This is a genomic window from Pseudaquabacterium inlustre, from assembly GCF_038066595.1.
In the GTDB taxonomy this organism is placed as follows: Bacteria; Pseudomonadota; Gammaproteobacteria; order Burkholderiales; family Burkholderiaceae_C; genus Pseudaquabacterium; species Pseudaquabacterium inlustre.
Genome location: NZ_JBBUTH010000004.1, coordinates 525809 through 548782, shown reverse-complemented (window position 1 = coordinate 548782; position 22974 = coordinate 525809). Strand labels below are relative to the sequence as shown.

The following is a 22974-nucleotide window of genomic DNA, read 5'->3' as shown; positions in this document are numbered from 1 at the left end:
GGCCTCCATGTCCCTGCCCAATCCCTATCGAACCGTCGCCCGCCAGGACCAGGCCCGCGTGAACCCGAAGGATCTGAAGCCTTCGGCACCGATCGCCGAGAACCGCCGTGCGCGCTACGACTACCACATCGAGGAACGGCACGAGGCCGGCATCGTGCTCGATGGCTGGGAGATCAAGGCCATCCGCGCCGGCCAGGTGCAGCTGACCGATGGCTACGTGGTCATCAAGAACGGCGAGCTGTACCTGATCGGCTGCCGCATCAATGCGCTGCGCTCGGCCTCGACCCATGTGGTGCCCGAGCCCGACCGCACCAAGAAGCTGCTGATGCACAAGCAGGAGATCCGCCGCCTGGTGGGCAAGGTGGAGCAACGCGGCTTCACGCTGGTGCCGCTGAACCTGCACTACAAGGGCGGGCGCGTGAAGGTGGAGATCGCGCTGGCCAAGGGCAAGGCCCAGCACGACAAGCGCGAGGACCAGAAGGACAAGGACTGGAAGCGCGAGCAGGGCCGGCTGATGCGCAATCGCGTCAGCGGACCCGGCAAGGATTGATCAGCCCCACTGTGGTGGGCGCTTGTCGATGAAGGCCTGCACGCCTTCCAGCGCGCTGGCGTCCATCATGTTGCAGGCCATGGTCTTGGCGGCGTCGTCGTAGGCGGCGGCGATGCCGGTCTCGAGCTGGCGGTAGAACAGGCCCTTGCCCATGGCCAGCGCCACGCGCGGCTTGGCCACGATGCTGGCCACGAGCGATTCGACTTCGGCCGGCAGCCGGTCGTGCGGCACCACGCGGTTGACCAGGCCGCGTTCCAGCGCCTGGCTCGCGCTGATGAAGGCGCCGGTGACCAGCATCTCGAAGGCCTGCTTGCGGGGCAGGTTGCGGCTGAGCGCCACGCTGGGCGTGGCGCAAAAGAGGCCCAGGTTGACGCCGCTGACGGCGAAGCGCGCGTCATCGGCCGCCACCGCCAGATCGCACATGCCCACCAGCTGGCAGCCGGCCGCGGTGGCGATGCCCTGCACCTGTGCGATCACCGGCACCGGCAGGCGCTGGATGCTCAGCATCATGCGGCCGCATTGTGCGAACAAGCCCTCGTAGTAGGCCTGCGAGGGTGCCGCGCGCATCTCCTTCAAATCATGCCCGGCGCAGAAGGCCTTGCCGGCCGCGGCAATCACCACCACCCGCGCCTTCGGGTCGGCGGCGATGGCGTCCAGCTCGGTCTGCAGCGCCACCAGCATGGCCTCGCTGAGCGAGTTGAAGGCCTGCGGTCGGTTCAGCGTCAGCGTGATCACGCCGCGCGCATCGTCGTGGCGCAGCAGCAGCGGGTCGTCGGTGGTCAGCATGGTGGTGTCTCCGGGGCTCACTCGATGGCGGAGGTGGACTTGGCCCGTTCGCGCAGCTGGAACTTCTGGATCTTGCCGGTGGAGGTCTTGGGGATCTCCTCGAAGCGGATCTCGCGCGGCACCTTGTAGCCGGCCAGCAGGCCCTTGCAGTGCGCCACCAGCTCCTCGGCCGTGACCGACGCGCCGGCCTTCAGCTCGACATAGGCCACCGGCGTCTCGCCCCACTTCGGGTCGGGCTTGGCCACCACCGCGCAGGCGGCCACGGCAGCGTGGCGATAGAGCGCATCCTCCACCTCGATGGAGCTGATGTTCTCGCCGCCCGAGATGATCACGTCCTTGCTGCGGTCCTTGATCTTGACGTAGCGGTCGGACTCCAGCACGGCCAGGTCACCGGTGTGGAACCAGCCGCCGGCCAGCGAAGCTTCGGTCGCCTTGGGGTTCTTCAGGTAGCCCTTCATCACCACATTGCCGCGGAACATGATCTCGCCCATGGTCTGCCCGTCGGCCGGCACCTCGGCCATCGTCTCGGGGTTCATCACGGTCATGCCTTCCTGCAGCGGGTAGCGAACGCCCTGGCGGCCGTTCAACCGCGTCTGCTCGCTCAGGCCTTCTGCCGCCCATGATGCGCGTTTGGCGGCCACGCCGGCCGGGCCGTAGACCTCGGTCAGCCCGTACACATGCGTGATGTCGAAGCCGATCTTGGCCATGCCCTCGATCATCGCGGCCGGAGGCGCAGCACCCGCCACCATGCCACGCACCTGCTGCGTGATGCCGTCGCGCAGCTCCGGCGGCGCGTTGTAGATCAGGCTGTGCACGATGGGCGCGGCGCAGTAGTGGTCGACGCCGTGCGTGCGGATGCCGTCGAGGATGGCACGGGCCTCCACGCGGCGCAGGCACACATGCGTGCCGGCCTGCATGGCCACCGTCCACGGGAAGCACCAGCCATTGCAGTGGAACATCGGCAGCGTCCACAGGTAGGTGGGGAACTGCGGCATGGTCCAGGTGACGGCATTGCCCACGGCGTTCAGGTAGGCGCCGCGGTGGTGCGTGACCACGCCCTTGGGATCGCCCGTGGTGCCCGAGGTGTAGCTCACCGCGATGGCGTCCCACTCGTCGGCCGGGCCGTCCAGCGTGGGCAGCGGCGCATGCGTGGCCAGCAGGGTCTCGTACTCCAGCGAGCCCAGGCACTCGCCGGCGCCGGTGTACTCGCTGTCGCACACGTCGATGACGATGGGCTCCCGGCCATGCTGCTCGCGCAGGATCTTCAGCGCCGGCGCCATCACCGGCGCGAACTCGCGGTCGGTGATCAGCACCGTGGCCTCGCAGTGGTTCATCTGCCAGGCGATCAGCGCGGCATCGAGCCGCGTATTCAGCGTGTTGAGTACGGCGTTGAGTGCCGGCACGGCGTAGTGCGCCTCCACCATCTCGGGCGTGTTGGGCAGCATCACGCTCACGGTGTGCATGCGGCCCACGCCCAGCGCGCGCAAGGCCGCCGCCAGGCGCGCCGAGCGCTCGCGCGTCTGCGCCCAGGTGTAGCGGCGCTGGCCGTGCACCACGGCGGGCAGGTCACCGAACACTTCGGCGCTTCGCTCGACGAAGCTCACCGGTGACAGGGCCACGAAGTTGGCTGCGGTCTTGTCGAGATGCTGGTCGTAGATGCTCATCAGCGGTTCCTCCAACGGGCGTCGCACGACGCCGATCTTGCTGCAATTGACGCGTCCCCGAAGGGCCTCGGTGATCGTCGCACACGAAGCCCCCCTTCCAGCTGACGGAATGTCGCGCGTTTGTCAGGGCAAGCCCCGCTTACGCCCATGGGGGGCCCCACCTATAAACGCGGCGTCGGACGGGCTGGCGCAGCCCGACCTCTGCAACGATGGGATCACCACAGATGGCAGACAACGGAGGCCCCCTCCTCAGCGTGCGCGGTGTGACGGTGCGCTTCGGCGGCATCGTCGCACTCGACGGCGTGAGCTTCGACGTGCCGCGGCACCAGGTGTGCGGCCTGATCGGCCCGAACGGCGCGGGCAAGACCACGCTGTTCAACTGCCTGTCGCGGCTGTATGCCTACCAGGCCGGCGACATCGTCTTCGACGGCGAGTCGATCACCGCCATGCCCACGCACCGCATCGCCACGCTCGGCATGGGCCGCACCTTCCAGAACCTGGCGATGTTCCGCACCTTGCCGGTGCGCGACAACATCATGATCGGCGCGCACTCGCGCTCGGCCTCGGGCTTCATCGCCAGCGCGCTGCGCCTGCCGGCCGTCAGCGCCGAGGAGCGCCGGCTGCGCCAGCGCGCCGACGAGATCATGGAGTACCTCGAGCTCACCAGCGTGGCCGACCGCCCGGCCGGCGACCTGCCCTTCGGCACGCAAAAGCGCGTGGAGATGGGCCGCGCACTGGCCGCCGACCCCAAGCTGCTGCTGCTGGACGAGCCCGCCGCCGGCCTGAACCATGAGGAGCTGGCCGATCTGGGCCGGCTGATCACCGACGTGCGCGACCGCCTGAAGATGACGGTGCTGCTGGTCGAGCACCACATGAGCCTGGTGATGAGCGTGTCCGACCACATCGTGGCGCTGAACTTCGGCAAGAAGATCGCCGAGGGCACGCCGGCCGAGATCCAGCGCCACCCCGATGTCATCGCCGCCTACCTCGGCGCACCCGCGGAGACCGTGTGATGGCCGCCAAACTCCTTGAAGCCAAGAAGCTGTGCGCCAGCTACGGCGCCACCCAGGTGCTGTTCGATGTCGACTTCTCGCTCGAGCCCGGGCAGATCACCGCCATCCTGGGCGCCAACGGCGCCGGCAAGACGACCACGCTGCGCGCCATCTGCCAGATGGTCAAGACCTCGGGCAGCCTCACGCTCGACGGCCAGTCGCTGATCGGCAAGGGCACCGAGAGCGTGGTGCGCATGGGCGTGGCCCATGTGCCCGACGGCCGCGGCACCTTCACCGCGCTGAGCGTGGAAGACAACCTCAAGCTCGGCGCCTACACGCGGCGTGACCGCCACGAGGTGGCCGGTGACATCGACAAGGCCTACCAGCGCTTCCCGCGCCTGGCCGAGCGACGCCACCAGCAGGCCGGCACGCTGTCGGGCGGCGAGCAGCAGATGCTGGCGATCAGCCGCGCGCTGATGCTGCGCCCGCGCCTGCTGCTGCTGGACGAGCCCTCGTTCGGCCTGGCGCCGCTGATCGTGGCCGAGATCTTCCGCATCATGCGCCGCATCAACGAGGAAGACGGCGTCAGCATGCTGGTGGTCGAGCAGAACGCCAACCTGGCGCTCGACCTGGCCCACCACGCCTACCTGCTGGAAACCGGCACCGTGGCGCTGTCGGGGCCGGCCGAAGAGATCAAGCGCGACGAATCCGTCCGCCGCGCCTACCTGGGTTACTGAGAGGTTCTGACCAACATGGAAGCCTTCCTCCACCAGATCACCTCGGGCCTGGCCAACGGCTGCATCTACGGCAGCGTGGCCCTGGCCCTGGTGATGATCTACCAGGCCACGCACCACATCAATTTCGCCCAGGGCGAGATGGCCACGTTCTCCACCTTCATCGCCTGGGCGCTGATCCAGGCGGGCTGGCCGTACTGGGGCGCGTTCTTCGCCACCGTGGCCATCAGCTTCGTGGCCGGCGTGGCGGTGCAGCGCATCATCCTGCGGCCGGTCGAGAAGGCACCGGTGCTCACCAACGTCATCGTCTTCATCGGCCTGCTGGTGATCTTCAACTCGCTGGCCGGCTGGATCTTCGAGCACACGATCAAGGCCTTCCCCAGCCCCTTCGACCAGAAGGGCGCGCTGGCCAACAAGCTGTTCAGCGCGCACGAGATGGGCTCGGCCCTGGTGATGCTGGCGGTGCTGGGCGCGCTGTACGCGTTCTTCCGCTTCACCCCCGTGGGCCTGGCGATGCGTGCAGCGGCGCAGAACCCCGAGTCGGCGCGCCTGGTGGGCATCCGCGTGAGCTGGATGCTGGCGGTGGGCTGGGGCCTGGCCGCGGCCATCGGCGCGGTGGCCGGCATGATGGTGGCGCCGGTGGTCTACCTTGACCCCAACATGATGAGCGGCATCCTGCTGTACGGCTTTGCCGCGGCGCTGCTGGGCGGCATCGACAACCCCGGCGCCGCGGTGCTGGGTGGCTTCATCGTCGGCGTGCTCGAGAACCTGCTGGGCGCCTACGTCATCGGCACCGAGTTGAAGCTCAGCGTGGCGCTGGTGCTGATCGTCGGCACGCTGACGCTGCGGCCCAACGGCCTGTTCGGCAAGCACGTGGTCACGCGGGTCTGACGCGGCACAAAGAGACTCGACATGAACAAGACCCTCAAGATCGTCCTGATGGTGCTGCTGGCCGCCGGCCTGCTGGTGCTGCCCTTCCTGTTCAAGAACTACCGCGTGTTCCAGTTCAACCTGGTGCTGGTGTATGCGGTGGCGGTGCTGGGCCTGAACCTGCTGACCGGCTTCAACGGCCAGATCTCGCTGGGCCACGGCGCCTTCTACGCGGTGGGCGCCTACGCCGCCGCCATGCTGATGAGCATGGCCGGCTGGCCCTACTGGGCCACGCTGCCGGTCTCGGCCCTGGTGTGCTTCATCCTCGGCTTCCTGATGGGCTTTCCGGCCCTGCGGCTGGGCGGGCACTACCTGGCGCTGGCCACCTTCGCCTTCGCGCTGGCCGTGCCGCAGTTGCTGAAGTACAAGAAGATCGAGCACCTGACCGGTGGCGTGCAGGGCATCGTGCTCAGCAAGCCCGACGCACCGTTCGAGTTCCGCTTCCTGAACCAGCCGCTGTCGGCCGACCGCTGGCTGTACTTCTTCACGCTGATCGTCGCCGCGCTGATGTTCCTGATCGCCTGGAACCTGCTGCGCGGGCGCATCGGCCGCGCGCTGATCGCCATCCGCGACCATCCCATCGCCGCCACCGCCATGGGCATCAACCTGCCGCTGTTCAAGAGCATGGCCTTCGGTGTGTCGGCCGCCTTCACCGGCGTGGCCGGTGGCCTGGGCGCCATCTGCGTGGCCTTCGTCTCGCCCGACAGCTTCACGGTGTTCCTGTCGATCACCTTCCTGGTGGGCGTGGTGGTGGGTGGCCTGGCGTCGATCCCCGGCGCCATCTTCGGCGCGGCCTTCATCCAGTTCGTGCCCAACATCGCCGACGAGATCTCCAAGTCGGCGCCGTGGGCGATCTACGGCGCCGTGCTGATCCTGCTGATGTACCTGATGCCCTCGGGCGTGATGGGCCTGCTGCGTTCGCTGTGGGCGCGCCTGCGCCCGGCCCCGGCTCGGGGTTGACCCTGTCGCGCCACCGCCCGGTGGCGCGTTTCAATCAAGGCGTTGTGTCGGTGCACACACCGGCTGCACCGATGCACGCCAACCACCCGATCGATTCCCGACCAGGAGACCTTGATCCATGACCTCTGCCCGCAGGAACTTCGTGATCCGAGCCACGGCCGTGGCCTTCGCCGCCGCCGCCCTGAGCGGTGCCGCACTGGCCCAGAAGAAGTACGACACAGGTGCCGACGACAAGGAAATCAAGATCGGCAACATCATGCCGTACTCGGGTCCGGCCTCGGCCTACGGCGTGATCGGCAAGGCCATGCAGGCCTACTTCGACATGGTCAACGCGCAGGGGGGCATCAACGGCCGCAAGGTCAAGTTCATCAGCGTGGACGACGGCTACAACCCGGCCAAGACGGTGGAGCAGGCGCGCAAGCTGGTCGAGGAGGAAGAGGTGCTGCTGGTGTTCGCGCCGCTAGGCACGCCGCCCAACAGCGCCATCCACAAGTACATGAACCAGAAGAAGGTGCCGCAGCTGTTCGTGGCCACCGGCGCCGCCAAGTGGGGTGATCCGAAGAACTTCCCCTGGACCATGGGCTGGCAGCCGCCCTACACCGGCGAGGGCCGCATCTACGCGCAGCACCTGCTGGAAAGCTTCCCCAACGCCAAGATCGGCATCCTTTACCAGAACGACGACTACGGCAAGGACTACCTGAAGGGCTTCGAGGAAGGCCTGGGCGCCAAGACCAGCCAGATCGTCTCGAAGGTCAGCTACGAGGTCACCGACCCCACGGTCGACAGCCAGATGGTCAGCCTGAAGAACTCGGGCGCCAACGTGTTCTTCAACATCACCACGCCCAAGTTCGCGGCCCAGGCCATCAAGAAGGCGGCCGAGATCGGCTGGAAGCTCGACGCGCACTACCTGAACAGCGTGTCGGCCTCGGTGGGCTCGGTGCTCAAGCCGGCCGGCCTGGACAACTCGGTGGGCCTGATCACCACCCAGTACCTGAAGGACCCCACCGATCCGGCCTGGGTGAACGATGCCGACTTCAAGGCCTGGACCGACTGGATGAAGAAGTACTACCCCGGCGGCGACCTGACCAATGCCTTCAACGTCACCGCCTGGACCCATGCGCTGACCATGGCCCAGGTGCTGCGCCAGTGCGGCGACAACCTGACGCGCGAGAACGTGATGCGCCAGGCCGCCAACCTGAACATGCAGAACGTGCCGATGCTGCTGCCGGGCGTGGAGATCAAGACCGGCCCGGACGACTTCTACCCGGTCGAGAAGGAACAGCTGTCGAAGTTCGACGGCAAGACCTGGGTGCGCTTCGGCAAGGTCTACGGCAAATGATCGGGCAGCCGGCCGGGGTGGATGTGATGAAGCCGCTGGCCGGCATCCGTATTGTCGATTTGAGCTCGGTGTTCGCCGGGCCGATGGCCACGGCGCTGCTGGCCGACCAGGGCGCCGAGGTCATCAAGGTGGAGTCGCCCGAGGGCGACACCACCCGGGCCATCGGGCCGGCCAAGGGCGACCTGTCGGCCACCTTCATCACCGCCAACCGCGGCAAGCGCGGCATCGCACTCGACCTCAAGTCGCCCGAGGCGCGCGAGATCCTGCTGACGATGATCGCGCGCGCCGACGTGCTGGTGGAGAACTTCCGCCCCGGCGTGATGGAACGCCTGGGCCTGGCGCCGGCCCTGCTGGCCGAGCGCTTTCCGGGCCTGATCCATGTGTCGGTCACCGGTTTCGGGCCCGACGGCCCGCGCGCCGGAGATCGCGCGTACGACGCGGTGATCCAGGCACTCGGCAGCGTGGCCGCCTCGCAGCGCGACTACGCCACCGGCGCGCCGGTGGTGCTGGCCAGCACGGTGAGCGACAAGGTCACGGCCCTCACCGCCGCGCAGGCCATCACCGCCGCGCTGCTGCGCCGCGAGCGCAGCGGCGGCCGCGGCGCCCGCGTGGAGGTGGCCATGCTCGACGCCACGCTGGCCTTCCAGTGGCCCGACGCGATGTACAACCATGTGTTCATCGACGACGCGCCGGCGCCCTTCCCCGAGTTCGGCGCCACGCAGCGGCCTTGGAAGACGGCCGACGGCCATGTGACGACCATGGTGCCGCAACCGAGCGAGTTCCGCGCGCTGTGCACGGTGCTGGGGCACCCGGAGATTGCCGACGACCCGCGCTTCGCCAGCCTGCCGCTGCGCTACCGCCACGGCAAGGAGTTGCGCGCCACGCTGGAGCCGCTGTTCCTGCAGTTCGACAACGCCACGCTGGAAGCCCTGTGCCGCCAGCATGGGGTGCCGATGGGCGTGATCCACGAGCGCCCGCAGGTGCTCACCGATCCGCAGGTGCAGCACAACGCGGCCGTGGTGACGCTGGACCATGGCGACATCGGCCGCGTGCGCCTGGCCCGCGCCGGTGCCCGCTTCGACGGCCAGCCGATGGCGCCCGAGCGCGGCGGTGCCCGCCTGGGCGAGCATGGCCTGGAAGTGCTGGAGGAACTGGGCTTCGACGGCGCGCGCATCGACGCGCTGCTGGCATCCGGGGTCTTGAAACTACCCGGCTGAGGCGGCGAGCGCCTGGTCGATGTCCCACAGGATGTCGTCCACATGCTCCAGGCCCACCGACAGGCGCACCATGTCGGGCCGCACGCCGGCGGCCAGTTGCTGTTCTTCGCTGAGTTGCCGGTGCGTGGTGCTGGCCGGGTGGATGATCAGCGTGCGCGTGTCGCCGATGTTGGCCAGGTGGCTCATGAAACGCGCCGCGCCGATGAAGCGCTCGCCCGCCGCCGCCCCGCCCTTCACGCCAAAGGCCAGCAGGCCGGAGGCGCCCGGCACACCGTCAGCGTTGCGCATCTGCCGCTGCACCAGCGCATGCTGCGGGTGCTCGGGCAGGCCGGGGTAGTTCACCCAGCTCACCTGGGGATGCTGCTGCAGGTGGCGCGCCACCGCCAGCGCATTGCGGCAGTGGCGTTCCATGCGCAGCGGCAGCGTCTCCACGCCCTGCAGGATCTGCCAGGCGCTCATCGGGCTGAGCGCCGAGCCGTAGACGCGCAGCGTCTCCATGCGGCAGCGCATGGCGAAGCCGAAGTCGCCGAAGGTCTCGTAGAACTTCACGCCGTGGTAGCCGGGCGAGGGCTCGGTCATGCCCGGGAATTGGCCGTTGTCCCACGGAAAGCGGCCACCATCCACCACCACACCGCCCAGCGTGGTGCCGTGGCCGGCCAGGTACTTGGTGGCCGAATGCACCACGATGTCGGCGCCGAGTGCCAGCGGGTTGCACAGGTACGGGCTGGGCACCGTGTTGTCGATGATCAGCGGCACGCCATGGGCATGGGCCACATCGGCCACGGCGGCAATGTCCAGCACCACCAGGCTGGGATTGCCCAGGCTCTCGGCGAACACGGCGCGCGTGTTGGGCCGCATGGCCGCGGCAAAGGCCGCCGGATCGGTGGCGTCGACGAAGCTGGTCTCGATGCCGAACTTGGCGAGGTTCACCGCCAGCATCGTCACCGAGCCGCCATACAGCGCCCCGGCCGCCACCACATGGTCGCCGGCCTGCAGCAGGGTCATCAGCGCCATGGCCTCGGCGGCCATGCCCGAGGCGCTGGCCACGGCGGCGCGGCCGCCTTCCAGCGCGGCCACGCGCTCTTCCAGCGCCGCCACCGTGGGGTTGCTCAGGCGCGAGTAGACGTTGCCGAAGGTCTGCAGGTTGAACAGCGCCGCCGCATGCTCGGCCGAATCGAACACGAAGCTGGTGGTCTGGTAGATCGGCAGCGCACGCGCGCCGGTCTCGCGGTCGGGGATCTGCCCGGCGTGGATGGCCAGGGTTTCGGGGCGGAACTGATGGTCGCTCATGACGGACGTTTGGCAGAGATCACGCCGGTGTTCACGCCGGCCCAGTGCAGGCCGCCGAACAGCCGCGCGTGCTCGATCTTCACGCAGCGGTTCATCACGCTGGCCAGGCCGGCGGCGCGGGCCTCGTCATGCGCCTGCAGGTTGGCCACGCCGAGTTGCTGCCACAGGCACTTCGCACCCAGCGCGATGGCGCTGCGGGCGATGGGCAGCACATCCTCGGTCTTGCGGAACACGTCGACGATGTCGACGGGCTCGGTGAGGTCTTCCAGCCGCGCCACGCACGGCATGCCCAGCACCTGGCCGCCGGCATAGCGCGGGTTGACCGGCAGGATGCGGTAGCCCTTGCCCTGCATGTAGCTGGCGGCGAAGTAGCTGGGGCGGTGCCATTCGGCCGACAGGCCCACCACGGCAATGGTGCGCGCGCTGCGCAGGATCTGTCTCAGCGCGGCCTCGCCCAGGCCATCGCCCATTGCCTCATCGCTCATGCATGCAGCCCCGGATCGGTGTGGGGCGGGACGCGACCGGTGCCCGGCCCCTGCATCCCGCCGGCCAGCAGCACCTCGCGCACGCCAGCCAGCCGCGACGATACCGCGCGGCGGGCCCGCCGCACCGCGGGGTCTTCGCCGGGCGACACGGTGTCGCGCAGCGCCAGTTCCAGCGCCTTGGCATCCTCGGCCAGGCCCGGCAGGCCCAGCGTGGCGGCCAGCGACTTCAGGTCGTGGGCCAGGCGATGCGCACGGTCGATGTCGCAGGGCACGGCGTCGATCGATCGAGTCAGGCGCTGATCGAACTTCAGCAGCGGTTCGCAGGCGGCCTCGAGCACGCGGTCGTAGAGCGGCAGGCCGCCCAGGCGCTGCAGCGCACCAGGCAGGTCGCTGTCGGGCAGGGCCTCCAGCGCGCGCAGGCGGGCGTCGCCGCCACCGTCGGGCGGCAGCGTGCTGCCGGCGGCATCGGCGGCGGTGCGGGTGCGCGCCATCAGGCCCAGCAACTGGGCGCGCGAATAAGGCTTGGCCAAGTGCGCGTCGAAGCCGGCCTCGCGCGCGGCGGCCAGATCAGCCGCGTCGGCCTGGCCGCTGACCGCGACGATGAGCGCCGGCTTGCGGTGGCGCCGGCGCTCCACGGCGCGCATCGCGCGCACCGCGTCCAGGCCCGACAGCGCCGGCATGTTCAGGTCGAGCAGCACGATGCGGTACGCCTCGGCCTCGAAACGGCGCACCGCGCTGCCGCCATCGTGCACACCGTCGATGCGGTAGCCGGTGCCCTCGGCAAAGGCCTGCAGCAGCATCAGGTTGTGCGGGCTGTCGTCGGCGGCCAGCACCGGCACCACGCTGCGCCCGGCCCGCGCCACCGCGCCGGCAGGCACCACCGACGGCGGCACGCCGTGCGGCAGCGTCACCGGCCCTTCAGGTGCCGCGGCAGTGGCCGGCAGCGGCAGCTCGACATGGAAGCACGAGCCCATGCCCTCGCGGCTGACGACCCCGATCTCACCGTCCATGGCCTCGGCCATGCGCTTGCAGATGGCCAGGCCCAGGCCGGTGCCGCCCAGGCTTTGCGCGGCCTGCGGATCGGCCTGCACATAGGGCAGGAAGATGCGCTGCAGCCGGTCGGCCGGGATGCCCACGCCGGTGTCGCGCACCTCGAAGCGCACATGCTGGCGGTTGCGGCCGAAGCCGACCAGCAGCGTCACCGTGCCCGCCGGCGTGAACTTCACCGCGTTGCCCAGCAGGTTGCGCAGCACCTGGCCCACGCGCATGGCGTCGCCCACCACGGTTTCGGGCAGGTCGGGATCGGTCTCCACGTCGAGGGCCAGGCCCTTTTGCTGCGCGCGCGCCTCGAACAGCGCCACCTGCTGCGCCACCAGGCGCGGCAGCGAGAACGGGTGGCGCGTCAGCGTCAGCAGACCGGCCTCGCTCTTGGACAGGTCCAGCAGGTCGTTGAGCATGTGCAGCAGGTCCTGCCCGGCATTGCCGAACAGCGCGACATGGCGCTTCTGCTGCGCATCCAGCCGGGTCTGCGACAGCATCTCGGCCGCGCCCAGCAGCGCGTTCAGCGGCGTGCGGATCTCGTGGCTCAGGTGCGCCAGGAAGTCGCTCTTGACCTGGTTGGCCGCCTCCAGCGCGGCGTGCTGCAGGCGCAGCCGGCGGGTCTCGCGGGCGGCATGCCGCTGCGCGTGCCACACCGCCAGGCCGCCGATGGCCAGCAGCAGGGCCAGCGGTGCCCCGATGTGGCTGAGCTGGCCGCGCCAGACCACCAGCCCGGTGTCGATGACCAGCAGCAGCACCCCGCCGGCGGCGGCCGCCAGCAGCACCGGCCAGGCCCGTGGCGGCGACTGGCGCCAGCCCTGCAGCGCCCACACCAGCCAGGGCAGCAGGCCCAGCGCCAGCAGGGCCGCGTCGACCGCCGGGCGCGGCGCCGCCAGCAGGCGGTTGTTGTCGATCGCGTCGTGCAGCGCGGCCAGCGCCTGCGTGGCGCTGCGCAGCCCTTGCGCCGTGAGCACCTCGCCCCCCAGGGCGGCGCTGGCGCCGATGAACACCACACGGCCACGCACCGCGGCCGCCAGCGCCTGCGCCTCGTCGTCGGGCAGCAGCCCCCGCGCCGCGGCATCCACGCGCCACAGCGCCAGCGGCGCCGGCACGCTGTCGGGCCGGGCCAGCCAGGGCCGCAGGCGCTGCTCGGCGTCCAGCGTCCACAGCGGCCCGGCGGGGGTCTGCACCAGCACCTGGTCATCGCGGCGCACGCAGCGCATGGCCTGGGCCTGGCCGGGATGCAGGGCCTGCCACACCGCCATCGGCAGCAAGGGCAGCGCCAGGTCGCCCGCCTGCTGCCACAGCGGCACATGGCGCAGCACGCCGTCGGCATCCACCGGCACCGACAGGGCCCCCACCCGTGCCAGGGCGCCCGCCGCTGCGCCGCCAGCAGCCCAGTGCGGCAGTTGCCAGCCCGCCACCGGCGCCGGCACGCAGCCGGGCGGCGCCAGCAGCATGCCGGCGGCCGCGTCGCCCTCGCCCGCCACGCTGCGCGCGGCCAGCAGCACCGGCGCCGGCGCGCTGGCCACCCACTCGGCGAACGCCGCGTCGCCGTCCTTGGCATCCACCAGCATCAGCCCGAAGGCCACGCCACGGGCGCCGTGTGCCAGCAACCAGCGGCCGGCCGGCACATAGGCATCGCGGCGCAACGGCCAGGCGCCCATGCGGCGCACGCTGTCCTCGTCCACATCCACCACCCGCGCGGCGTCGGCCGGAGCCGCGGGGGCCAGCCAGGCGGCCTGCAGGTCCTGGCGGTGGTCGAGCCAGGCGTCCAATGGCAGCGCACGCGCCGCCAGCAATGCCAGCCCCAGGGCCAGCAGGCTCAGCGCGCTGGCCACCACCACGCCGCGCGTCCGGCCCACGCTGCGCCACAGCGCGGCCAGCGCCGGGCGCACGCCGGGCTCGGCCTGCACGGCGGCGCCGGCGACGGTGGAACGGACAGCGGGGGGCGGGGCCGGCATGGGCGCAATACAGCTCGCGGCAGGAACGGCCGACATCATCGCCGCTTTGCACCGGTCCCGACCCGGTGCGGTGGCCGCACGCCCCATGTCCGGGGGACGCCGAAGCGGGTGGGCGCCGCGGCGGCAACGCTGCGCCATGGGTGCGCCATGGGCGGCGCAGTGCATTACACTGCGCGCCTGCCAGGAGAGAGCCCCACCAGGGGCCGCCGAAGGCGCAGAGGCACCCCCTCGAACGCTCAGGCAAAAGGACTGGCAGGCGCGCTGCGAAAGCGGGGCGTTCCTCACTGGAGAGAGGCGGGCCGACGCCCAGCGCGTCGCAGCACGTCCACCGAAGGGGCAAGCGGTCGGCGCATACCACGCGGCTGCCAATCTCTCAGGTAAAGCGGACAGCGAGGGGTCTTTCCCATCCGGTGTGGCCGGATGGGTGCCTGAACCCCTCGCCGCCAAAGGATTTGCGCGATGTCCGCTCCCGCCGCCGACCTGCTGACCACCCCGCTGCACGCGCTGCACCTGGAACTCGGCGCCAAGATGGTGCCCTTTGCCGGCTATGCCATGCCGGTGCAATACCCCGCCGGCATCCTGGCCGAGCACCGCCAGTGCCGCGAAGGCGCGGCGCTGTTCGACGTCTCGCACATGGGCCAGCTCAAGCTGCTGGGCGACGAGGCGGCCACCGCACTCGAAAGCCTGGTGCCGCAGGACATCGTCGGCCTGGCGCCGGGCAAGCAGCGCTACGCCTTCTTCACCAATGCCGCCGGCGGCCTGCTCGACGACCTGATGGTCACGCGCCGTGCCGACCACCTGTTCCTGGTGGTCAACGCCGCGTGCAAGGACGCCGACACGCGCCACCTGATCACCCACATCGGCCACCGCTGCACCGTGGTGCCGCTGCCCGACCGCGCGCTGCTGGCGCTGCAGGGCCCGCAGGCGGTGAGCGCGCTGCGCTGGCTGAACGAGGGCGTGACCGCGCTGACCTTCATGACCGGCGGCGACTTCACGCTGGCCGGCGCCGACTGTTTCGTCACCCGCTCGGGCTACACCGGCGAGGATGGCTTCGAGATCAGCGTGCCGGCCGACCAGGCCGAAGCCCTGGCCCGTGCGCTGCTGAGCCTGCCCGAGGTCAAGCCCGCCGGCCTGGGCGCGCGCGACACGCTGCGCCTGGAGGCCGGCCTGTGCCTGTACGGCCACGACATCGACACCCGCACCACACCGATCGAGGCCGGCCTGAACTGGGCCATCCAGAAGGTGCGCCGCCCCGGTGGCGAGCGCGAAGGCGGCTACCCCGGTGCCGACGTGATCGGCCCGCAGTTCAGCACCCCGCCGGGCGTGCGCCGTGTGGGCCTGGTGGGCCTGGAGCGCGTGCCGGTGCGCGAAGGCGCGCCGCTGGTCGATGCCGATGGCCGCCCGCTGGGCCGCGTGACCAGCGGCACGCTGGGCCCCACCGTGGGCCAGCCGGTGGCCATGGGCTACCTGGCCGCCAACCACGGCGCGCTGCACCACGAGGTGTATGCCGAGGTGCGCGGCAAGCGCCTGCCGATGCGCGTGTCGCCCATGCCCTTCGCGCCGCACCGCTACCACCGCGGCTGAGCCGCGTCGTCCGTTTTCCCCTTTCTTCGTTCCACCCACCGCCCCACGAGAGCGCGCACATGACCACCAAGTTCACCCCCGAGCACGAATGGATCAACATCGAGGACCATGAGGCCGCCGTCGTCGGCATCACGCTGCATGCGCAGGATGCGCTGGGCGACGTGGTCTTCGTCGATCTGCCCGAGGTGGGCCGCAGCTACAACCGCGGCGAGGTGTCGGGCGTGGTCGAGTCGGTGAAGGCCGCGGCCGACATCTACATGCCGGTGGACGGCGAGGTGGTCGAGGTCAACGAGGCGCTGCGCGCCGACCCGGCCCTGGCCAACCGCGACCCGCTGGGCGAAGGCTGGTTCTTCAAGGTGCGCGTGGGCAACATGGCCCAGTTCGACGAACTGATGGACGCGCCGGCCTACGACGCGCTGCTCAAGACGCTGTGAAGCCCGCGGCGCCGCATCCGCCCGCGGCGCCGCCCCACCCTGCCGAAGCCGTGAACGGCGCCGTTCCGACCGGATGCGCGCCGAGCCGCGCCGCCGCATGCCTGAACGCCGGCCCGACCGCCTGTCTGACCGCCCTGCCCGACCGCCCTGCCCGCCCCGAGGTGATCCGATGACCCCCGCCCTGCCCAGCCTCGCCGAACTCGAGAACGCCGCCGAGTTCACCGCCCGCCACATCGGCCCCGACGCCGACGAACAGGCCCAGATGCTCAGCACCATCGGCGCCGCCTCCCGCCGCGCGCTGATCGACGCGGTGATGCCCGCCGCCATCGCCCGCAGCCGGCCGATGGACCTGCCGGCCCCGGCCACCGAGGCCCAGGCCCTGGCCGAGTTGCGCGCCATCGCCGCCAAGAACCGGGTGCTCAAGAGCTTCATCGGCTGCGGCTACCACGGCACGCACACGCCGGGCGTCATCCTGCGCAACATCCTCGAGAACCCGGCCTGGTACACCGCCTACACGCCCTACCAGGCCGAGATCTCGCAGGGCCGGCTGGAGGCGCTGCTGAACTTCCAGACCCTGATCACCGACCTCACCGGTCTGGCGATCGCCAACGCCTCGATGCTGGACGAGGCCACCGCAGCCGCCGAGGCCATGACCCTGGCCAAGCGCAGCGTGCGCGCCAAGGGCAACACCCTGGTCGTCTCGGGCGACATGCATCCGCAGATCCTGGAGGTGCTGGCCACCCGCGCCGAGCCGCTGGGCCTGACGCTGAAGCAGGCCGACTCGGCCGAGGCCTGGGCCACCGCGCTGGCGGGCGACGACTACTTCGCCGCCATCGCGCAGTACCCGGCCAGCAGCGGCTGGCTGCATGACTGGAGCGCTGACGCGGCCACCGTGCACGGCAAGCAGGCCGCCTTCATCCTGGTGGCCGACCTGCTGGCGCTGACGGTGCTGAAGACGCCCGCCGAGATGGGCGCCGACATCGCCGTGGGCAGCACCCAGCGCTTCGGCATGCCGATGGGTGCCGGCGGCCCGCACGCCGCCTACATGGCCTGCCGTGACGACTTCAAGCGCGCCATGCCCGGCCGCCTGGTGGGCGTGAGCGTGGACAGCCACGGCGCGCCGGCCATGCGCCTGGCGCTGCAGACGCGCGAGCAGCACATCCGCCGCGAGAAGGCCACCAGCAACATCTGCACCGCCCAGGTGCTGCCGGCCGTGGTGGCCAGCATGTATGCCGTGTACCACGGCCCCGAGGGCCTGAAGCGCATCGCCCAGCGCGTGGCGCGCTACCTGGGCATCTTCGTCGCCGGCCTGCGCGAGCTGGGCGTGGACCTGGGCCAGACCCACCACCTGAACGCCGGCGCCTTCGACACGATCTGCCTGCGCACCGGCGCCGACACCGACCGCCTGATGGCCCGCGCCGTGAGCCTGGGCGCCAACCTGCGCCGCTGCTGGGGCGAGTACATCGCCGTCACGCTGGACGAGACCACCACCCGCGACGACCTGGCGCTGCTGTGGCGCATCTTCAGCGACGACGCGCGCACCCTGCCCAGCGTCGATGCGCTGGCCGCCGCGCCCGACCTGATCCCCGACGCGCTGCGCCGCACCACGGCCTACCTGACGCACCCGGTGTTCAACACGCACCACAGCGAGACCGAGATGCTGCGCTACCTGCGCAAGCTGGCCGACAAGGATCTGGCGCTGGACCGCAGCATGATCCCGCTGGGCTCGTGCACGATGAAGCTCAACGCCACCAGCGAGATGATCCCCATCACCTGGCCGGAATTCGCGAACGTGCACCCCTTCGCCCCGGCCGAGCAGCTGGCCGGCTATGCCGAGCTGAACGCCCAGCTGTGCGGCTGGCTCAGCGAGGCCACCGGCTATGCCGGCATCAGCCTGCAGCCCAATGCTGGCTCGCAGGGCGAATACGCCGGCCTGCTGGTGATCCGCGCCTGGCACCAAAGCCGCGGCGAGCACCAGCGCACCATCTGCCTGATCCCCGAATCGGCGCACGGCACCAACCCGGCCTCGGCCCAGATGGTGGGCATGCAGGTGGTGGTGGTGAAGTGCGATGCCAACGGCGCGGTGGACCTGGCCGACCTGGAAGCCAAGTGCGCCCAGCACGCCGACAAGCTGGCCGCGATGATGATCACCTACCCCAGCACCTACGGCGTGTACGACGCCGAGGTGAAGGCCCTGTGCGCCACGGTGCGCCGCCATGGCGGGCGCGTGTACGTGGACGGCGCCAACATGAACGCGCTGGTGGGCCTGGCCGCGCCGGGCGAGTTCGGCGGCGATGTCAGCCACCTGAACCTGCACAAGACCTTCTGCATCCCGCACGGCGGTGGCGGCCCGGGCGTGGGCCCGGTGTGCGTGGTCGACGACCTGGTGCCCTTCCTGCCGGCCCACAAGACCGGCGGCATCGGTGGCGAGCAGTCCACCGGCGCGGTCAGCGCCGCGCCGCTGGGCAATGCCGCCGTGCTGCCGATCAGCTGGATGTACATCCGCATGATGGGCGCCGACGGCCTGACCGCCGCCACCGAGAACGCCGTGCTGTCGGCCAACTACGTGGCCGCCCGCCTGGCCGGGCACTACGACATCCACTACTCCAGCAACGTGCCGGCGCTCAAGGGCGGCGGCGTGGCGCACGAGTGCATCCTGGACCTGCGCCCGCTGAAGGACAGCTCGGGCGTCAGCGCCGAGGACGTGGCCAAGCGCCTGATCGACTACGGCTTCCATGCGCCGACGCTGAGCTTCCCGGTGGCCGGCACGCTGATGGTCGAGCCCACCGAAAGCGAACCCAAGGCCGAGCTCGACCGCTTCTGCGACGCGATGATCGCCATCCGCGGCGAGATCGCCAAGGTGGAGGCCGGAACCTGGCCGCAGGACGACAACCCGCTGAAGCACGCGCCGCACACCGCCGCCGCCGTGGGTGGCAGCGAATGGATGCACGCCTACCGCCGCGAGGACGCGGCCTGGCCGCTGCCCAGCCTCAAGGCGGCCAAGTACTGGTCGCCGGTGGGCCGCATCGACAACGTCTACGGCGACCGCAACCTGTTCTGCTCGTGCGTGCCGCTGAGCGAGCTGGACACCGAAGCCTGACCCGCTGACCCCACCGCGAGCACGCTGCCCATGGCGCTTTCCGTCTTCGACCTGTTCAAGATCGGCATCGGCCCCAGCAGCAGCCACACGGTGGGGCCGATGCGCGCCGCGCGCATGGCCGTGCTGCGCTGGCAGGCCCAGGGCCTGGCGCCACGGCTGGCGCGCGTGCAGTGCCAGCTGTACGGCAGCCTGGGGGCCACCGGCAAAGGCCATGGCAGCGGCACCGCCGTGCTGCTGGGCCTGATGGGCGACGAGCCCGACACGGTGGACGTGGACGGCATCCCGGCCCGCCTGGCCACCGTGCGCGGCAGCGGCCGGCTGCCGCTGCCCTGGGGTGCCGCGCTGGCCTTCGACGAGCGCGCCGATCTGGTCTACCACCGGCGCAAGAGCCTGCCCTTCCATGCCAACGGCATGGAGTTCACCGCCTTCGACGCGGCGGGGGCCGAGCTGGACACGCGGCGCTACTACTCGGTGGGCGGCGGCTTCGTGGTCAGTGACGAGGTGGCGGCCGATGGCTCGCGCCAGCGCGTCATCGCCCCCGATGCCACGGTGCTGCCGCACCCCTTCCGCAGCGCCGCCGAACTGCTGGCGCTGTGCCGGGCCCAGGGCTGGAGCATCGCGCAGCTGATGCGTGCCAACGAGCGCCACTGGCGCGCCGATGCCGAGATCGACGCCGGGCTGGACCGCATCTGGCAGGTGATGCAGGCCTGCGTGGCCCGCGGCTGTGCCACCGAGGGCGTGCTGCCCGGCGGCTTCAAGGTGCGCCGCCGCGCGGCCGAACTGCAGCGCCAGCTCACCGCCGACCCTACCGCAGCCTTGAAAGACCCGCTGCAGGTGCTCGACTGGGTGAACCTGTTCGCGCTGGCGGTCAACGAGGAGAACGCTGCCGGCGGCCGCGTGGTCACGGCGCCGACCAACGGCGCGGCCGGCATCGTGCCGGCGGTGCTGCACTACTACCGCCGCTTCACCCACGGTGCCAGCGATGCCGGCGTGCGCGACTTCCTGCTCACCGCGGCGGCCATCGGCATCCTCTACAAGGAGAACGCCAGCATCAGCGGCGCCGAGGTGGGCTGCCAGGGCGAGGTGGGCGTGGCCTGCAGCATGGCCGCCGGCGCACTGTGCGCGGTGCTGGGCGGCACGCCCGAGCAGGTGGAGAACGCCGCCGAGATCGGCATGGAGCATCACCTGGGCCTGACCTGCGACCCGGTGGGCGGCCTGGTGCAGATCCCCTGCATCGAGCGCAACGCCATCGCCGCGGTCAAGGCCATCAACGCTGCGCGCATGGCGCTGCGCGGCGACGGCAGCCACCATGTCAGCCTCGACCAGGTGATCAAGACCATGCGCGAGACCGGCGCCGACATGCTCACCAAGTACAAGGAAACGGCCCGCGGCGGCCTGGCGGTGAACATCGTCGAATGCTGATCGGGGCGCGAAAAGCCCCCGCCCAGACCGCCAGTTCGGTCGATCGAGCGCCCCTGCGGCTGCCCAGAATGGCCGGGATGCTGGGCCGCCGTGCGGCCGGCGTCTGCCCGACCTCCGGAGACTGGCCATGACCTCGAGCGCCCAGCGTTGGCGAATGTCCCCTCTGCGACCCGGCGTGAAGCTGATGCGTCGCCTGAACATCCCCGTGAAGATGGGTTTGATGGGGCTGCTGCTGGCGGTGCCGATGCTGGTCACGCTGCTGGCCACCAGCCAGCGCGCCGCGGCCGACCTGGCCGTGGTGCAGCTCGAGCGGTCGGGGGCGCGGGTGGTGGCCACACTGATCGAGGCGGTCACGGCGATGCAGACCCTGCGTGACCTGAACATGCGCGCGCTGTCGGGCGATGCCGCGGCGCGCGGCCGCCTGCCCGATGCGGCCCGTGCCCTGACCGAGGCGCTGGCACGCGTTGACCAGACCCACGCCGAAAGCGGCGGCTTCGACCTGCCCGCACAGTGGACCCAGGCCCGCGACGCCGCGCGTGCGCTGGCCGAGAAGCCCGGCGAAGGCCGGCGCGACGTGCTGTTCGCGCAGTACGGCACCCAGGTGGAACTGCTGCGCCAGGCCGTGCTGCACGTGGGCGAGCGCTCGGGCCTGCTGCTCGACCCCGAAGCCGCCAGCTACTACCTGATGGACCTGAGCGTGCAGCGCATGGTGCCCTGGCTGGAGGCCCTGGCCACCGCCCGCGGCCAGGGCGCGGCCGTGCTGGCGCGCGGCGATGCCGGCGCGGGCGAGCGGGCCACGCTGATCGGCCGCGCCGACACGCTGCGCCGCCAGCTCGACGACGTGGCCTTCAGCATCGGCGCGCTGTCACGCACCGGGCATGCCGCCCCCGAGAGCTGGGCCGCCGCGCGCGACGAGTCGCAGGCCCTGGCCGAGCGCCTGCGCAAGGTGTTCGGCGCCGAGGCCATCGAGGGCGAGCCCGGCCCGTTCTTCGACGCGGCCACGGTGGCCATCGGCAACACCCGCGCGCTGAACACGCAGGCCATGGCCGCGCTGCAGCACGCCCTGGCCACGCGCGAGGCCGGCCTGTGGCGCAGCACCTTCCTGCACCTGGGCATCGCCGGCCTGGGCATCGCGCTGACCGCCTATCTGGCGCTGGCCTTCTACGTCAGCTTCCACGGCGCGCTGCGCGCGCTGCATGCCGGCGTGGACAAGGTGGCCGAGGGCGACCTGTCGCACCACATCGAGATCCGCGGCGGCGACGAGCTGAGCCAGATCGGCAGCATGGTCGAGCGCATGAACAACCGCCTATCGGCCATGGTGGCCGAGATCCGCAGCAGCGCGGTGCGCGTGGGCATGTCGGGCGAGCAGGTGTCGAACAGCAGCCAGATGCTGGCCATCCGCACCGACGCCCAGGCCGCCAGCCTGCGCCAGGCCGTGTCCACCGTGGGCCAGCTCAGCGAGGCCGTGGCGATGAACGCGCAGTCGGCCAACCACCTCAGCGAGCTGACCGATCGCCTGCGCCAGCAGGCCGAGGACGGCGGCCAGGCCATGCACCAGGCCGTGGGCTCGATGGCCGACCTGGAGGCCGGCTCGCGCCGCGTGGGCGAGATCATCGGCACCATCGACGGCATCGCCTTCCAGACCAACATCCTGGCGTTGAATGCCGCCGTGGAAGCGGCGCGCGCCGGTGAGGCCGGCCGCGGCTTCGCGGTGGTGGCCGCCGAGGTGCGCAGCCTGGCGCAGCGCTCGGCCGCCGCGGCCGGCGAGGTGCGCACGCTGATCGCCCGCTCCACCGAGCAGGTCGACGCCTCGGTGGCGCGCACCCGCCAGGTGGGCGACGCGCTGGAGTCGCTGGTCGGCGGCGTGCGCGAGGTGTCGCTGGCGCTGCGCGAGATCGCCGCCGCCAGCACGCGCCAGAGCGCCGACCTGAAGGAGATGTCGGCCAGCGTCAATGCGCTGGACGAGATCACGCGCGAGAACGCGGCGATGGTGGACGTGTCCACCGTGGCCTCGCACGAGCTGGTCGACCGCGCGCAGCGCCTGTCGGGCGCGGTGGCGTCGATCCGCCTGCGCCAGGGCAGCGCCGACGAGGCCCGCAGCCTGGTGACGCGCGCGCTGGCCCTGATCAAGAGCCAGGGCCTCTCGGGCGCGGCAGCGGCGCTGCATTCGGCCGAGCAGGGCTTCGTCGACCGCGACCTCTACGTCTGGGTCATCGACCGCGAAGGCCGCTACGTGCTGCACGGCGCCAAGCCCGAGAACGAGGGCAAGCGCGTGCACGAGATCCCCGGCATCGACGGCGACCGGTTCGTCGCCGACATCTGGGCCGTGCCCGAGGGCGGCGGCTGGGTCGAGTACGACATCGTCAACCCGCAGACCGGCGCGGTGCAGCCCAAGGCCTCGTACGTGCTGCCGCTGGACGCGCGCCAGGTGGTGGGCTGCGGCGTCTACCGGCACGAGTCGGTGCCGGCCTGAGGCCGCACGCGG

The 22974-nt window shown here is 70.9% G+C and carries 17 protein-coding genes and 2 riboswitches; of the genes, 12 read left to right on the top strand and 5 right to left on the bottom strand.

Annotated features, from left to right (window positions below; translation table 11 throughout):
• Positions 1-7: 7 nt before the first annotated feature.
• Complete coding sequence (smpB, locus tag AACH10_RS10440; RefSeq protein WP_341410328.1) at positions 8-550, top strand: SsrA-binding protein SmpB; 543 nt, start codon at positions 8-10, stop codon at positions 548-550.
• On the opposite strand, the gene AACH10_RS10435 is transcribed toward smpB, so the two are convergent.
• Positions 551-1336 carry an enoyl-CoA hydratase gene (locus tag AACH10_RS10435; RefSeq protein ID WP_341410327.1) on the bottom strand — a complete coding sequence of 262 codons (786 nt, stop codon included), beginning with the start codon at positions 1334-1336 and terminating at the stop codon, positions 551-553.
• Positions 1337-1353: 17 nt separating this feature from the next.
• Positions 1354-3000 carry an acyl-CoA synthetase gene (locus AACH10_RS10430; RefSeq protein WP_341410326.1) on the bottom strand — a complete coding sequence of 549 codons (1647 nt, stop codon included), beginning with the start codon at positions 2998-3000 and terminating at the stop codon, positions 1354-1356.
• A 224-nt stretch (positions 3001-3224) separates the two neighbouring features.
• Here AACH10_RS10430 and AACH10_RS10425 point away from each other — a divergent pair, with 224 nt between their 5' ends.
• The 6 genes from AACH10_RS10425 to AACH10_RS10400 all read left to right on the top strand — a co-directional run bounded on the left by AACH10_RS10425 (position 3225) and on the right by AACH10_RS10400 (position 9172).
• Positions 3225-4013, top strand: coding sequence for an ABC transporter ATP-binding protein (locus AACH10_RS10425; protein ID WP_341410325.1), 789 nt, complete (start codon positions 3225-3227; stop codon positions 4011-4013).
• Positions 4013-4729: an ABC transporter ATP-binding protein gene (locus AACH10_RS10420; protein ID WP_341410324.1), complete on the top strand. Its 717-nt coding sequence runs from the start codon at positions 4013-4015 to the stop codon at positions 4727-4729. The genes AACH10_RS10425 and AACH10_RS10420 overlap by 1 nt, the downstream gene beginning before the upstream one ends.
• 15 nt (positions 4730-4744) lie before the next feature.
• Positions 4745-5617, top strand: a complete 873-nt coding sequence (locus tag AACH10_RS10415) for a branched-chain amino acid ABC transporter permease (RefSeq protein WP_341410323.1) — start codon at positions 4745-4747, stop codon at positions 5615-5617.
• A 21-nt stretch (positions 5618-5638) separates the two neighbouring features.
• A complete protein-coding gene (locus AACH10_RS10410; RefSeq protein WP_341410322.1) occupies positions 5639-6616 on the top strand; it encodes a branched-chain amino acid ABC transporter permease in 978 nt (325 codons plus the stop codon).
• Positions 6617-6734: 118 nt separating this feature from the next.
• The gene (locus AACH10_RS10405; protein WP_341410321.1) at positions 6735-7955 is read left to right on the top strand and encodes an ABC transporter substrate-binding protein; all 1221 of its coding nucleotides are present in this window, start codon (positions 6735-6737) and stop codon (positions 7953-7955) included.
• A complete protein-coding gene (locus tag AACH10_RS10400; protein ID WP_341410320.1) occupies positions 7952-9172 on the top strand; it encodes a CaiB/BaiF CoA transferase family protein in 1221 nt (406 codons plus the stop codon). Before AACH10_RS10405 ends, AACH10_RS10400 begins: the two co-directional genes overlap by 4 nt.
• Here AACH10_RS10400 and AACH10_RS10395 read toward each other — a convergent pair.
• The 3 genes from AACH10_RS10395 to AACH10_RS10385 are packed head-to-tail and all read right to left on the bottom strand — an operon-like array spanning position 9161 to position 13949.
• The gene (locus AACH10_RS10395; RefSeq protein ID WP_341410319.1) at positions 9161-10462 is read right to left on the bottom strand and encodes an O-acetylhomoserine aminocarboxypropyltransferase/cysteine synthase family protein; all 1302 of its coding nucleotides are present in this window, start codon (positions 10460-10462) and stop codon (positions 9161-9163) included. The genes AACH10_RS10400 and AACH10_RS10395 overlap by 12 nt on opposite strands.
• Entirely contained in the window at positions 10459-10947 is a 489-nt protein-coding gene (locus AACH10_RS10390; protein WP_341410318.1) for a CoA-binding protein, read from the bottom strand. The genes AACH10_RS10395 and AACH10_RS10390 overlap by 4 nt, the downstream gene beginning before the upstream one ends.
• Entirely contained in the window at positions 10944-13949 is a 3006-nt protein-coding gene (locus AACH10_RS10385; RefSeq protein ID WP_341410317.1) for a hybrid sensor histidine kinase/response regulator, read from the bottom strand. Before AACH10_RS10385 ends, AACH10_RS10390 begins: the two co-directional genes overlap by 4 nt.
• A gap of 171 nt (positions 13950-14120) precedes the next feature.
• Positions 14121-14211, top strand: a riboswitch (glycine riboswitch).
• A gap of 12 nt (positions 14212-14223) precedes the next feature.
• A riboswitch (glycine riboswitch) is annotated at positions 14224-14349 on the top strand.
• 59 nt (positions 14350-14408) lie between these two features.
• On the opposite strand from AACH10_RS10385, the gene gcvT reads away from it, so the two are divergent.
• From gcvT to AACH10_RS10360, 5 genes are all read left to right on the top strand, one after another.
• Positions 14409-15533 (top strand): glycine cleavage system aminomethyltransferase GcvT, encoded by a 1125-nt coding sequence (gene gcvT, locus AACH10_RS10380; protein WP_341410316.1) that lies wholly within the window; start codon positions 14409-14411, stop codon positions 15531-15533.
• Between the two features lie 59 nt (positions 15534-15592).
• The gene (gene gcvH / locus AACH10_RS10375; protein ID WP_341410315.1) at positions 15593-15967 is read left to right on the top strand and encodes a glycine cleavage system protein GcvH; all 375 of its coding nucleotides are present in this window, start codon (positions 15593-15595) and stop codon (positions 15965-15967) included.
• A 169-nt stretch (positions 15968-16136) separates the two neighbouring features.
• A complete protein-coding gene (gene gcvP, locus AACH10_RS10370; protein WP_341410314.1) occupies positions 16137-19067 on the top strand; it encodes an aminomethyl-transferring glycine dehydrogenase in 2931 nt (976 codons plus the stop codon).
• A 30-nt stretch (positions 19068-19097) separates the two neighbouring features.
• Positions 19098-20489: an L-serine ammonia-lyase gene (locus AACH10_RS10365; protein ID WP_341410313.1), complete on the top strand. Its 1392-nt coding sequence runs from the start codon at positions 19098-19100 to the stop codon at positions 20487-20489.
• A gap of 154 nt (positions 20490-20643) precedes the next feature.
• Entirely contained in the window at positions 20644-22962 is a 2319-nt protein-coding gene (locus tag AACH10_RS10360; RefSeq protein WP_341410312.1) for a methyl-accepting chemotaxis protein, read from the top strand.
• Positions 22963-22974: the final 12 nt, after the last annotated feature.